We start from the raw sequence: 12563 nt of genomic DNA on the forward strand, positions 1-12563 counted from the left end.
TCCACCATCGGAGCACCGCACGACTCAGCCGAGCGGACCGTGCGACGGAGCGCGGGAGGAGGACCGCATGTTCGAGACCGCGATCGAGGCGGGCGCGCGCGCCGCCGCGACCTGGACCCCCGAGCGCCCGGAGCCCGGAGCCGGCGGGTGCTGCCGCCTGTGCTTCGGCCGCTACCGGATGCTCGTGCTCGACGGGCCGCTGCTGGACCTCCCCCACGCCGTCGCGCACGCCGTCGTGCAGGGCGTCGACGAACGCATCCGTGCCCGGGTGCGCACCTCCTCCTCGCTCCGACAGGGCGACGCGGAGCGGGCACGACATGCGGAGGCGATGGGCGGGCTGCTCCTGGTGGCGCTCGAGGAGCTCGGCGATGCCGAGACGCGGCTGGCCGAGGTGCGGCGCCGCTGCACGGAGCCGGCGCTGGAGCGCTGGCTGAGGTCGCATCCCGTGGACGAGGTCCCGGACGCCTGGACCTGAGCCCCGGCGCCCGCGTCATGGTGCACTAACGGCGTGTCGCACGATTCTTCGCGCGCCACGCCGTGTCGGTTCCGGGCTGATACCACGTTCGGGTTCATCCTGAGGTCCAGACCCCCTCGTCCGGGGGCCGGGGAATCACCGGGAGAGACCGATGGGCACTGTGCTGATCGTCGATGGCAGCGACGTCTGCCGCGCTCCGATCATGGAGTTCGCGCTGCAGAAGCAGTTCGCCGGCGAGGGACCGCTCGCCGAGCAGACCGTGATCAGCCGCGGGCTCGAGACGCCGGGGCAGAACCTGATCTGCGACCTCGCCGCGGGTCGCCTCGGCGCCTCCATGCGCGCCGCGACCTTCTCGGTCAGCCACCGCAGCCGAAGCCTGACCGTCGAGGACGCCGAGCAGGCCGACCTGATCCTCACCGCCGAGCGCGTGCACCGCTCCGCCGTCGTCCGCACGTCCCCGATCGCCCGCGGTCGCACCTTCACGCTGAAGGAGGCGCTCGTGCTCACCTCCGTCCTGACCGACGAGGTCCGCACCGGCCGCTCGCCGCGCCCCACGAGCCTGGTCGAGACGGTCGCGCTGCTCGACGAGGTGCGCGGCTCCATTCCGCTGATCGAGCCGCCGATGCACACGAGCGTCTTCCACCGCGACCGCGCCCTCCCGTCGGCAGACCCGCTCGCGCTGGTCGACGGCCACGAGGACGCCGCCCTGCACCGCCACGCGACGGACGAGGCCTACCAGGTCGCGCTCACGCTCGGCTCGCGCCTGGTGGACCTCACCGAGGACCACGTCGCCCGCATCGGCTCGACGCCGAACGACTGGTGGTGGCGCCAGCACGCCTGAGCGCCTGTGAATTCCTCCGCTGGAGCTCCTGCAGCCTTCATGAACCTGCAGCGACGCGGTCCGTGGCGGGCGCGTCCGCCTGCTTGACTGGGCGAGCCGCACTGCCGAGGGGAGACGGCCATGCCCACCACCCGACGGGCGCGCCGCACGGCGATCGTGCTGGTGGCGGTCGCCGCCCTCGTGGCGCTCGCGTTCGGTGTCGCGTCCGCGGTTCCGCGCTCGATGCAGACCCGCGACCTGCGCACCTCCGACGCGGACTTCCCCAATCCGGAGCGGGGCTGGTTCGACAACGTCGACCTGCTCGATCCGGGATCGATCAGCTCCGCGGAGCACGACGGCATCACGACCGTGCACTCGTACCTGCGACTCGACGCCTACCGCGACAGCCGGCTGCCCGCGTCGTTCCTCCGATCGTTGAACACGGGCTTCGGCGCCCTGCGCACCGCGCACCTCAAGGTCGTGCTGCGGATCGCCTACAACTTCGATGGTGCCGGCCCGGACGCACCGCTCGACCGCGTGCAGGAGCACGCCGCGCAGCTCAAGCCGGTGCTGGCACGCAATGCCGACGTGGTCTTCGCCTTCGAAGCGGGCTTCATCGGGGCGTGGGGAGAGTGGCACGACTCGACCAACGGGCTCGACACCACCGGCGCGAAGGCGGCGGTTCTCGACGCCGTGCTCACCGCGTTCCCCCGGTCCCGTGATGTGGCGCTGCGCTACCCCGCCGACATCCGGGCGCTGCTGCCGCAGCAGGTCACGGCGGACACGGCGTACGACGGCTCCCCCGCCGCCCGGATCGGCAACCACGAGGACTGCTTCCTCAGCAGCGTGCCCGACGACCGCGGCACCTGGGGGCAGGCCGGCGGGTCGGTGGAGGCGGACAAGGCGCTGGTGGCGTCGCTCGGTCGCTACACGGTCGTCGGCGGCGAGACGTGCGGCGTCTCGGACCGGACGACGTGCCCGACGGCGCTGGGCGAGCTCGCCCGCCTCCACTTCTCCTACTTGAACCGCCAGTTCGACACCGCGGCCCTGGACCGGCTGAAGCAGGGCGGCTGCTCGGACGAGATCGGCCGACGGCTCGGCTACCGCCTGGCGGTGACGCATCTGGGGTGGACCGAGGACGTGCAGCCGGGAGGCGGCCTGGGACTCGAACTCGAGGTCCGCAACTTTGGATTCGCCCACGTGGTGAACGCCCGACCGGTCTACGTGGTGCTCACCAAGGGCGCCCACTCGGTCGCCCTGCCCCTCAAGACCGACATCCGCACCTGGGCCCCCGGCACGACGACGAAGATCGAGGAGGACCTCCGCCTCCCCGCCTCCGTCACGCCCGGCAGCTGGGCGCTGCACCTGTGGATGCCCGACGCCGCCAGCGATCTCCGATCGGTGCCCGCATATGCGATCCGCCTGGCGAACGAGGGCGCATGGGAAGCCGGCAGCGGCCGCAACGTCCTGTCCGCGCGGGTGCAGGTGGGCTGAGCACGTTCTTGGCTGCGCACAGCGGAACGGGGCCCGGCCGCGTGACGACCGGACCCCGTTCCGCTGCGGCCGCCTAAGCCGCGCGCCGCGTCGGGCCGTCCGGCGCGGAAGCGGGCTCCGCGGAGGGCGTGCGCACCGCCGGCAGCGGCTGCCCGCTGAGGGGCAGCGGCACGGGCAGGGTCTCGAGGAACTCGGCCTCGGGCACCGAGCCGAAGCGGCGGTAGACGGCCCGGTACAGGGCCATCGCCGTGTCGATGTGGAAGTAGTGGTCCACGCGGGCGCGGGCGTTCTCGCTCAGCCGATCGAACAGGAACTCGTCGGCCATGAGTCGCTTGATCGCCTGCGCCATGCCGTCCACATCGTGCGCATGCACCAGCAGCCCGCACGAGTCGACGACGCCGGTCGGCGCCGCGTGCGCGTCCTCGACCACGATCGGGTCCTCGACCAGCTGCTTCATGCCGCCGACGTAGGTGCCGATCGTCGGCAGGCCGATGGTCATCGCCTCGAGCACCACGATCGGCTGGCCCTCGTTGTGGCTCGGCAGCACGAGCGCGTCGTAGTTGCCGAACCGCTCCCGCAGGTTCACGCTGCCGAAGAACTTCACGTACCCGTCGAGGCCGAGCTCGTGGCAGGCCGAGCGGCACAGCGCCGCATACTCGGGCATCTCCTCGTCGGGCCCCATGACGTCGAGCTCCCAGTTCGTGACGCCCTCCGACACGAGCTGGGCGAGCGCAGTCAGCAGGTCGAGCAGCCCCTTGATCGGCACCACCCGCGCCGCGTAGGCGAGGCGCCAGATGCGGTCCTCCCCCGCCCCTCGGGTCTGCACGCGGCGCGCGTCGAACACCGCGCGGGCGTCGTCGAAGTCGGAGGGAGTCACCCCGTTCGCGAGCACGACCGACTTGTCGGGTGCACCGCCGAGGCCGACCGCCTCCTCGATGGCGTCCGGGTAGAGGTAGGTGATCAGGTCCGCGGAGCGGTAGGCGACGAGTCCGGTCTGCGCCCACCAGGCCATCCAGGCGCGCTGGCGCGGCGTCACCCGCGCGTCCTCGGGCACCATGGCGGAGGTGCGGTAGTGGTCGAGGGTCCGCCACTCGTCACGCGTCACCGGCGTGTCCATGCTCCGCTCGAGCAGGTGGTTGATCGTGTCCCGGGCGTAGAGGTTGTGCTCGGTGAGCAGGAAGTGCGTCCCGTGCTGCCTGGCCGCCGTGGCTGCGAGCAGCGCTGCGGCGCCCGTGGTGTGCGCGTGGTAGACCGTCGCCTTCGGCAGCACCAGATCGGTGACGGCGAACGCGAGCGAGAAGAACTCCCGCAGCTCCCAGAACATCGCGGTGAACGACAGCCCCGCCCGCGCGAAGTAGCCCCGCGCCCGCGTCATGAACGCCGCGGAGCTGATGACGGGCCAGAGGCGGAAGGAACGGGTCAGCGGGTTGATGCCGTCGTCGTACAGCGACCACAGCCCCGCGTCGTCGCCCGCGAGGTGCGCGTCGAGGGCGTCGAACAGCCGCTCCACGACCGCCGCAGTCGCCTTCCTGCCGAGGCGCGCGTCGCGCGGCCGCAGGTCGAGGAAGTCGCGGCGGTGCTCGCGCATGCTCTGGTACACGGGCATCACCCAGGCCACCTGCGGCGGCACGTCGTACTTCTCCACCATCGGCGAATCGCTGTCCCACGCGATGTGGATGATGCCGATGCGGCGGTTCGGGTTCGCCTCCGCGATCTGGTGCACCACGGCGGAGAGCCCGCCGGTGAGGTACGGGTACGTCGACTCGCAGACGATGGCGACGTCCACCGGCTCGTACGAGGCGCGGGCCGGGCGGGAGCGCTTCGGCCGCTTCGCCTCGCGGGCGTGGGCCGGGCTGCCGTAGGTCATCGGCTGGTCCTCCAGACGTTGAGGGGACGGTCGGCGTCCGTGGTGACGGTGTCGATCAGGCCGGCGAGCTCGGTCTGCACTCGCCGGTCGGCGGCGGTCCCGCCGGGACGCGGCTGGTCGGCGTACGACAGGGCGTGCACCCGCACGCCGCGTGCACGGACGCCGCGGACTGCAGCGAGCACCTCGTCCATCCAGCGCGACTCGTCGACGGATCGGAAGCCGACGACATCGGGGGCGAGGTCCTCGAGCAGCACGGCGTCCAGGGCCTCCACGAGGGGCCAGAGCGCGAAACCGCGGTTGAGGAACCAGCGCGGTTCGACGGGCGTCGCCTCCCCCACGCGGGCGAGGTACTCGATGGCGAGCTCGGGCCGCTCGGGCAGCAGCCGGTCGAGGTCGTCGACGAAGAGCCCGGTGCTGCGGCCCCCGTCGGCGGCGAAGGCGGCGACGGCCTGCTCGATCGCCCAGTCGAGCGCCTCGGGCCGATCGAGGTCGAGTCTCGGCAGGTCCCAGCGCTCGTCCCGCCCGGTGATCGGCGGCGGGTCGGTCATGCGGTCGTACAGCCAGGGGTCCACCGTCGTCGGGTTCACATAGACGTAGCGCCGGCAGTCCGGGAACACGTCGGCGAACCCGCCGTCGCGGACGAGCGGGTGGAACGGCTCGAGCACGACGTCGCCCCGATCGATGCGGGCGAGTACGGGCTCCCCCGGGTGCTCGACGCCGAAGTAGATGGAGACGCCGCTCACTGGGTCAGCGCCGATCGCCAGAACAGCGAATACTCCGGCAGACGCCATGCGCGTCGGTTGAGCACGTCGATGAGCACCGCGACCGCCAGGTAGGTGCTGCCGATCGTGAGCAGCATCTGCGCGGGGGTCAGCTGGATGGCCTCGCCGATCACGATCGCCGGCAGCAGCACGAGTCCGCTGACCGCGATCGGCACGTCGGGGCGCAGCATGCCGTACGTGTAGACCTGCGCCAGCATGATGACGCCGATTCCGGAGACGGCGAGCACGCCGAGGAACAGGGGCACCCCGTCCCATTTCGCAGCACCGACCAGCAGCACCGTCACCCCGGCGAGCAGTGCGGTGATGACCGTGACGCGGCGCAGCCCCCGGTGCGCGGCGTCGCCCATCTCGCGCAGGTCGCGCTCGAGGGCCGAGTAGGGCATCACGCCCATCGCTCGACGGAGGCGGTCGATTCGCCGCCACATCGGCTCCGCGCTCGTCTCGAAGAAGACGTGGTAGCTGACGAGGGCGGGCAGCATGCCCGCGAAGACCGGCCCGGCGAGGAACCGGGAGGGATCGGCGGCGAGCACCGCGAGCGGGATGGACCACAGGGGCAGCACGTCCGCCACGCCCCGGGTCACGGAGGTCGCGAGCACTCCTGCCGGCACCGGGCCGATCGGCTGCGGACGGACCCGGACGGCCGCGATGACGAGGATGGTGCCCTGCACGGCGATGGCCGCGGTCGCCGGGACCCAGACGGCGGTGGGCGCCGCGAGCAGCGCGGCGGCGTAGCTGCTCCACGTGAGCAGCAGCGACACCTTGCCTCCCGTGGCGTAGGACGCGACGAGCAGCGCGGAGAGCAGCAGGTGCAGCTCGACGACGCCCGCGAGGGCCGCGGTGGCCTCCGCGCGCCATGAGAGCGCGTGCGCGATCAGTAGGGAGGCGAGCAACGCGATCGGCACGCCGATGAGCAGCGCTCGAGGGATCGCACGGAGGCTCTGCGCGCCGACGCGCCAGCGGTCCTCCCGCTCGATGCCGTCGATCAGCCGGTAGACCGGCGCCGACACGGTCTGCGCGAGCAGCGGCGCGAGCGTCGCCGCGGTGACCATCACGGACGCGATCGTCTGCCCGCCGATCTGGAACCGGTGCAGCTCGACGGCGACAAGGGGGTACACGAGCGCCAGCGCGACGAGGGGGAACACCTGCACGGCGAGCAGCGCGACGAGGCGGGTGACCCGCACCCCCAACGTGCGCTCAGCAGAGATCGAATCGTTGGTCATGAGTTCCCTTGGAGCAGGGCACGACATCGGGCCGAAGAGCGGAGCAGGGCCCACGGTACGAACCCCCCTGAACTGGGCACAACCCGGGAAACATGATTGCGTATTATGTTTACCAGGTACGTATTTGCCTTCCGATGGACGCGCTACTCCTGCCGACTCGCCCGCTCATCAGGTATTCTTCGATTCCGTATCGGGAGTCTTGAGGTGAGGCGCGGCCGGAGCCATCGCCGAGTGGCCGAGGAGATGCTCAGGTTCGCGGTGGGAGCTCAGCCGGCCTCGAGCGCTTCGCGCGACTCGAACGCCTCACTCCTCCGAATCGTGACCCCGGCGTGATCCGCCGTTCGCAATGCTGTGGGCACCCCGTTCGTGGGGCCGCAACGGCGCGGCTCCACGGACCCCGGGGGCGTCTCGGGGGAGGTCGCGTGGGGTCGCTGGTCGTCGTCGACGGATCGGGCGTCTGCCGCGCGCCGATCGTGGCGTTCACGCTGCAGGAGCGGTTCCGGACGGCGGGATGGCTGTCCCGGGTACCGGTGCTGACCCGCGGACTGTTCGCGGCCGAGGGCCGGACCACGTGCGAGGCGGCGTCATCGCGCCTCGGGTTCAACGGTCCTGCCCTCGGGTTCTACGGCGCGCATCGCTCGGCACCCCTGATGGTGGCGGACATCGTGGAGGCGGACCTCGTGCTGACGGCGGAGCGCGCGCAGCGCTCCTCCGTGGTCCGCATGCTGCCGGGCACCCAGGAGGCGGTCTTCACGTGGAAGGAGGCGCTCGTGCTGTCGAGCGTCCTGGTGGAGCGCCGGCGGACGGGCGCCCCCGCAGCGCCGGCCGACCTGCCATCCCTTGCTCGCGCGCTGCACGGCGTCCGCGGCACCGTGCCCGTGGTGGAGCCCGTCGTGCGCACGGGGGGTGTTCCACTGGCGACGAGGCGACGAGGTCGATCCGCTGTCGATCGAGAGCGGGCACGTCGGCGCAGTGGAGCATCGCCGCGTCACCCAGGAGTCGGCGGACGTCGCCTCGGCGCTGAGCGCCCGGCTGGACCTCCTGGCGCACGATGTCGTGCAGGACGCCACGCTCGGGCTGCAGCCCGTTCGGAGCCGGCGCCTCCGTCGCACCGCTCGATGACGAGCGCGGCGCGGGAGCAGCGCCGGAGTTCGGACCTCAGTCCGCGAGCACCCGCACCCGCGACCGGACCGGTATCGCGAAGAGGCCGCGCGTCGCAGGCAGAGGCCGAGTGGACCCGGCGAAGAGCAGACGGGTGATGCGGTTGCGGCGCACGAGCGCGTAGAAGGCGAGCGCGCAGACGACGGCGCTGAGCAGCGTGATGGCGTACTCCAGCAGCAGCGGCAGACCCGTCGGCGCCAGCACGAGCTCGGTGACCACGATGACCGGCTGGTGGATCAGGTAGATCACGAGTGCGGCGCCGACCACCACCCGGATCCGGGCGCTCTCGCTGCTGGCGAAGCGTCGAGCCAGGGCGAGCAGCGCCAGCAGCATCATGCAGCTGAGCGCGATGCGGAAGAACGCGGTCACCGGGCGGATCTCGGCGTCGATCGACGAGGTGGTGAGGAGCCCGTAGGTGCCGGCGAGCGCCACCACACTGCCGAGCACAGGGACCAGCGGAGCGTGGGACAGCCGCTCGATGCCGTTGGACTTCAGCGCGACCACCGAGCCGAACAGGTAGAAGGCGGCGTACGCGCCGGCGTTGCCGAAGACGTCCTGCCGGGAGAATGTGGTCGGGACCGTGTCCCATGCTGCCGCCAGCACGAGCACGCACACGACCGCCGCGACCAGGATGCCGGCGTACAGCGCCGGCCGCACGCCGGAGGCGGCCTTGAACATCGTGCGCTTCCCGCGGACGAGCCCGGAGTGCACGGTGCCGACCACGGTGCGCCGCACGACTGCGCGGATGAGCACGTGCGCAGCCGAGAAGACGAGGAGCACGATCAGGAACCAGAGGTGCTGCACCAGGGGCGCCAGCGCGACGCCGTTCGCAAAGGTCGCGCCGGCGTCGAGGTAGGGCGAGTGGTCCGCCAGCCCGAGCAGCAGCGCCGTCGGCACGTTGATGAGCAACACGCCGGCCACGAGGGGCAGGCCCAGCCGCACCACCCGGAGGCGGAACCATGCCAGGGAACCGCGCCGTGCGAGCACCCAGGTGGCGAACAGGCCGGCGACGAAGAAGAAGCTCGGCATGCGCCAGAGGTGCAGGAACTCAGCGAACCACCAGAAGGGCGTCGCGGTCTGCGGCATGTTCATCACCCAGTGCGTGGGGCTGAACGCCAGGCTCGCGTGGAACGGGATGCCCAGGAGGATCAGCAGCGCTCGGAGCGCATCGAGGTGATGAAGTCGTGACGTGCTCGAACCTGGACTCATGGCTCCTGTGCTGTCGACGCTGGAGCCGAGGAAGGAACCGGTCCGGTGAGGAGCTGGAATCGTATCCCACCGCGCGAACAGCAGCCGAGGTCCTGGTGGCGCGGGCAGATCAGGCGTGAGCGCCTTCTGCTGCGGCGGAGTTCATCCCGTCACGAGACGCGTCCGTCTCGTGACGGGCGCGGTCCTGCCCGACCCTGTCAGCCGGACCCGCGAGACTCCTACCGTGGCGGACCGCATCTACGTGCTCATCGACGGCGAGAACCTCGATGTGACGCTCGGCACGTCGATCCTGCAGCGGGCCCCGCGGCCGGCCGACAGGCCGCGGTGGGAGCGGGTGCTCGAGTTCGCGCGTGATCTGCGCGGCAAGGAGGCCGTGGGGCTGTTCTTCATCAACGCGACCTCAGGGAACACCCCCTGGCCGTTCGTCGCGGCGCTGCAGAACGTGGGCTTCCGCGCGGTGCTGCTCAGCGGATCGTCCTCCGAGAAGGTGGTCGACCTCGGCATCCAGAGGACGCTCGAAGCGCTGCTCGAACGCGACGGCGACGTGCTCGTCGGATCCCACGATCGTGACTTCGCACCGCAGATCGAACGGCTGATCGACACGGGTCGGGACGTCGCCATGATCGGCTTCCCCGAGCTGATGAGCGGCGTCTACAGCGAGTTGGGCGTGCAGATCCACGACCTCGAGTTCGACGTGAAGGCGTTCAATCAGCGTCTCCCCCGGATCCGCGTCATCCCCATCGGAGACTTCGATCCCGCCGATTTCCTCGACTGACGGCTGGATCGCATCCCGAGCGAGCAGGATCCGCTGGGGTGCGACCCCGCTGCCACCCGGCCGTGCACGAATCGCTCGCCTCACGAGTGTCGCGCGGAGACCCGCGAGCACTTCCGCACCGACTGAGTGCCCGAAGAGGCTCTCTCAGTCGTGCGGCGCGCTGTGCACGGGATCGGATCCGCCGAGGCCCGACCGCTCCGCCTCCACGCGCTGTCCGTGGGTCCGGGAGAGGAAAGGCCGCTCTCCGATGAACCAGAAGCCCCAGGCCGCAAGCACGGAGAGCACGCCGGCGCTCGGCAGGAGGAGGGCCAGTCCAGCCGGCTGCTCGAGACGGAACCCCGTCGGGGAGAGCGCGTACTGCCAGACCGCCTGCACCACCAGCGCGTGGATCAGGTAGAGGCTGAACGAGATCGTGCCGAGCCAGACGAGTGGCCGGGATCCCAGGAGGCGTCGGAGCAGGACGAGCCGGTCGTTCTCCATCGCGACGAGCGCAGCAGCCGTCGCGAGCCCCACTGCGACCACCGCGAGCGTCGTGTTCTGCAGGACGATCAGCAGGATCCCCGCCGCGAGCAGCAGGCCGAAGGCGGCCATGCTCGACGTCCGGCCTGCGGATGCTCGCATCGCGAAGCGCGCATCCACCGTTCGACTCAGGGCGCCGACGGCGAACAGACCCAGGAAATCCAGGTACTGCAGCACCGGCACGTGGACGCCTTCTCGCCCAGCCACTCCCGAGATCCCGGTGGTGAGCACCAGAAGCCCCAGCGTCAGCCCGACGCGGCCGACCCGACTCCACACCCGGAGGAGCACAGGGAACACGAAGTAGATGTGCCACTCCAGCGCCACGCTCCAGAAGACGTGGTTGATGGACGCGCTGTACCACACGTCCTGAAGCACGAGGAGGTGAGCGAAGAAGGCCGGCCAGGTGACGGGGAGCGCGGCGTCCCAATGCGTCCCGGTCCTCGTCCCCAGCAGCGTGAGGGCGAGTACCAGTGACACGGCGAGTGCGATCCAGTAGGGCAGCACGATGCGGCGGAACCGACGGCGGATGAAGGACCAGTACGACTCACCCAGCCCGCCCTGACGAGCCGGGCGGATCATCAGGGAGTAGCCGGACAGCACGATGAAGACCGCCACTCCGAAGTTGCCGTAGCGCAGCCACGAGAATGCCGCGGCGGCTGCTCCGACGGGGTCGTCGTGCGGATAGACGGTCAAGTAGGCGTGATGCAGGACGACGTAGGACGCCGCGACCGCGCGGATGCCGTCCAGGTGTTCGAGCCGCGTCCGAGGGCGAGCCGAGCTCATTCCTCGGAAGGTAATACGACTCGAGAATTCCTCGAGGCGAGCTGCGTATCGCCCTGAGCCGTCGGCCGGAGCGAGTGCGCGGGCTCGCCACACGGCTGCAGCCCCGTCGTCGAGGCGGCTGCACGGACGCCTCCGTGTCGGCCGACACGGATGCGTCCGGTCACGACATGTCGGCGCTCCGTCCCGCGAGGAACGCGCGCAGCGACCGGCGCAGCTGCCGGTCGACCTGTCGTTGCTGACGGATCCTGAGTCTGACGGAGCGCGCATCCGTCGTCCGGAGGGGCAGGTGCAGGGTGAGGGCCATGGGCGGGTCCTTCGGATCGAACGCCTTGCGTCGTTGCAGGGCGACATCACCTCGTCGTGATCCGACAAGTAAACACCCACGGGGCGGGACGGTCCCGTCCCCCGAACGGGTTCCACCTCGGTCGGGGACGACGCGGGATCGAGCGCCTCGGGGGCGGGCGGCGATCAGTCGGCGGGCAGCGCCTGCGCGACGACCGTGCCGAAGCGGGCGGCCAGCACCTGCTGGTCGGCGGCGTTCAGCCGCGTACCCGAGGAGGGCGTGCTGTTCAGCCACGCCTGCTGCACCGGGTCGACGAAGCGGACCTGGAACGCGCCGGCGACGTTCTGCAGGTTCGTCCGCAGGCCGGCGACGGTGAGCGCGTCGGTCCCGCCGCTCAGTACCGGCCCGACGAGGACGATCACGGCCCGCGGCGCACGGGCCTGCACCGCCGACAGCGTCTGGCTCGCGGCACGGGAGACGCGCAGCGAGGAAGCGGTCGCGTCCCGGGCGCCGCCGAAGACGATGACCACCGCTGCGTTCGTCGGCACCCGTGCCGCCTGGGCTGCGAGCGTGCGCCCGTCCGCACCCTTCACCAGGAAGCTGGCGCCGGCCGAGGCGAAGGTCTGCACGTCGACGTCCTGCGTGGAGGCGACCCGCGAGGTCCAGCGCTGCGCCTGGGTCACGCCCGGTGCGGCGGCGCTGGTGCTGTCGTCACCGACCACGGCGACGATCGGTCGGGCCGCGGGCGTCGGATCGGTGAGCGCCGGCGGGGTGTACTGCGCGGCTGAGCGCTGCGCGGAACGGGCGTCCTCCCGGGTCTTCACGACCGCACCGGCGGCTGCCGCCACGGCGATGATGACGACGAGCGCCACGAGCAGGACGCGGGCGACACGTCGCCCGCTGCTGCGCACTCCTCCCCCGGCCATTCGAGTGAGCATAAGGGCGACGACCGCTCCGCCTCGCTGCCGCGCCACCGCTTCCACACCCTCGACCCGATCTGGGGGCGTGCTCTCCGTTGCCTCCGACCGCTCCGGCGACCGATACTCGGAACGCCGCACCCGACGGCAGCAGTGCACTCCCCCCGTTCCGCGCGTGACGACCCCACGCGCACCATCGAAGGAGTACGCATGGCTGAGTCGCACCGGGGTGCATCGGCGAAGCGGACGGCGTGGACG

At 71.2% G+C, this 12563-nt stretch carries 11 protein-coding genes; 4 read left to right on the forward strand and 7 right to left on the reverse strand.

Annotated features, from left to right (window positions below; translation table 11 throughout):
- The first annotated feature begins 67 nt into the window (after window positions 1-67).
- The 3 genes from ABEA53_RS13950 to ABEA53_RS13960 all read left to right on the forward strand — a co-directional run bounded on the left by ABEA53_RS13950 (window position 68) and on the right by ABEA53_RS13960 (window position 2789).
- Entirely contained in the window at window positions 68-475 is a 408-nt protein-coding gene (locus ABEA53_RS13950; protein WP_345481873.1) for a hypothetical protein, read from the forward strand.
- 151 nt (window positions 476-626) lie between these two features.
- A complete protein-coding gene (locus ABEA53_RS13955; protein WP_345481874.1) occupies window positions 627-1316 on the forward strand; it encodes an arsenate reductase/protein-tyrosine-phosphatase family protein in 690 nt (229 codons plus the stop codon).
- Window positions 1317-1436: 120 nt separating this feature from the next.
- Window positions 1437-2789: a DUF4832 domain-containing protein gene (locus ABEA53_RS13960; protein ID WP_345481875.1), complete on the forward strand. Its 1353-nt coding sequence runs from the start codon at window positions 1437-1439 to the stop codon at window positions 2787-2789.
- A 73-nt stretch (window positions 2790-2862) separates the two neighbouring features.
- On the opposite strand, the gene pelF is transcribed toward ABEA53_RS13960, so the two are convergent.
- The 4 genes from pelF to ABEA53_RS13980 all read right to left on the reverse strand — a co-directional run bounded on the left by pelF (window position 2863) and on the right by ABEA53_RS13980 (window position 9028).
- Window positions 2863-4656, reverse strand: a complete 1794-nt coding sequence (gene pelF / locus ABEA53_RS13965) for a GT4 family glycosyltransferase PelF (RefSeq protein WP_345481876.1) — start codon at window positions 4654-4656, stop codon at window positions 2863-2865.
- Entirely contained in the window at window positions 4653-5399 is a 747-nt protein-coding gene (locus tag ABEA53_RS13970) for a hypothetical protein (RefSeq protein ID WP_345481877.1), read from the reverse strand. The genes pelF and ABEA53_RS13970 overlap by 4 nt, the downstream gene beginning before the upstream one ends.
- Window positions 5396-6658, reverse strand: a complete 1263-nt coding sequence (locus ABEA53_RS13975) for a hypothetical protein (protein WP_345481878.1) — start codon at window positions 6656-6658, stop codon at window positions 5396-5398. Before ABEA53_RS13975 ends, ABEA53_RS13970 begins: the two co-directional genes overlap by 4 nt.
- 1158 nt (window positions 6659-7816) lie before the next feature.
- Window positions 7817-9028, reverse strand: coding sequence for an acyltransferase family protein (locus ABEA53_RS13980; protein WP_345481879.1), 1212 nt, complete (start codon window positions 9026-9028; stop codon window positions 7817-7819).
- 223 nt (window positions 9029-9251) lie between these two features.
- Between ABEA53_RS13980 and ABEA53_RS13985 the strand changes: the two genes are divergently transcribed.
- Complete coding sequence (locus tag ABEA53_RS13985; protein ID WP_345481880.1) at window positions 9252-9803, forward strand: NYN domain-containing protein; 552 nt, start codon at window positions 9252-9254, stop codon at window positions 9801-9803.
- A 144-nt stretch (window positions 9804-9947) separates the two neighbouring features.
- Here the strand turns inward: ABEA53_RS13985 and ABEA53_RS13990 are convergent, their stop codons facing one another.
- From ABEA53_RS13990 to ABEA53_RS14000, 3 genes are all read right to left on the reverse strand, one after another.
- Entirely contained in the window at window positions 9948-11198 is a 1251-nt protein-coding gene (locus tag ABEA53_RS13990; protein WP_345481881.1) for an acyltransferase family protein, read from the reverse strand.
- A 67-nt stretch (window positions 11199-11265) separates the two neighbouring features.
- Complete coding sequence (locus ABEA53_RS13995; protein WP_345481882.1) at window positions 11266-11409, reverse strand: hypothetical protein; 144 nt, start codon at window positions 11407-11409, stop codon at window positions 11266-11268.
- Window positions 11410-11573: 164 nt separating this feature from the next.
- Complete coding sequence (locus ABEA53_RS14000; RefSeq protein WP_345481883.1) at window positions 11574-12314, reverse strand: SGNH/GDSL hydrolase family protein; 741 nt, start codon at window positions 12312-12314, stop codon at window positions 11574-11576.
- Window positions 12315-12563 lie beyond the last annotated feature (249 nt).

Source organism: Amnibacterium soli (assembly GCF_039544415.1).
Taxonomy (GTDB): Bacteria; Actinomycetota; Actinomycetes; order Actinomycetales; family Microbacteriaceae; genus Amnibacterium; species Amnibacterium soli.

Bases quoted from the DNA above. Each gene is read 5' to 3' on its own strand.
- ABEA53_RS13950 (WP_345481873.1), top strand. From the start codon at position 68: ATGTTCGAGACCGCGATCGAGGCGGGCGCGCGCGCCGCCGCGACCTGG.
- ABEA53_RS13955 (WP_345481874.1), top strand. From the start codon at position 627: ATGGGCACTGTGCTGATCGTCGATGGCAGCGACGTCTGCCGCGCTCCG.
- ABEA53_RS13960 (WP_345481875.1), top strand. From the start codon at position 1,437: ATGCCCACCACCCGACGGGCGCGCCGCACGGCGATCGTGCTGGTGGCG.
- pelF (WP_345481876.1), bottom strand. From the start codon at position 4,656: ATGACCTACGGCAGCCCGGCCCACGCCCGCGAGGCGAAGCGGCCGAAG.
- ABEA53_RS13975 (WP_345481878.1), bottom strand. From the start codon at position 6,658: ATGACCAACGATTCGATCTCTGCTGAGCGCACGTTGGGGGTGCGGGTC.
- ABEA53_RS13980 (WP_345481879.1), bottom strand. From the start codon at position 9,028: ATGAGTCCAGGTTCGAGCACGTCACGACTTCATCACCTCGATGCGCTC.
- ABEA53_RS13995 (WP_345481882.1), bottom strand. From the start codon at position 11,409: ATGGCCCTCACCCTGCACCTGCCCCTCCGGACGACGGATGCGCGCTCC.
- ABEA53_RS14000 (WP_345481883.1), bottom strand. From the start codon at position 12,314: ATGGCCGGGGGAGGAGTGCGCAGCAGCGGGCGACGTGTCGCCCGCGTC.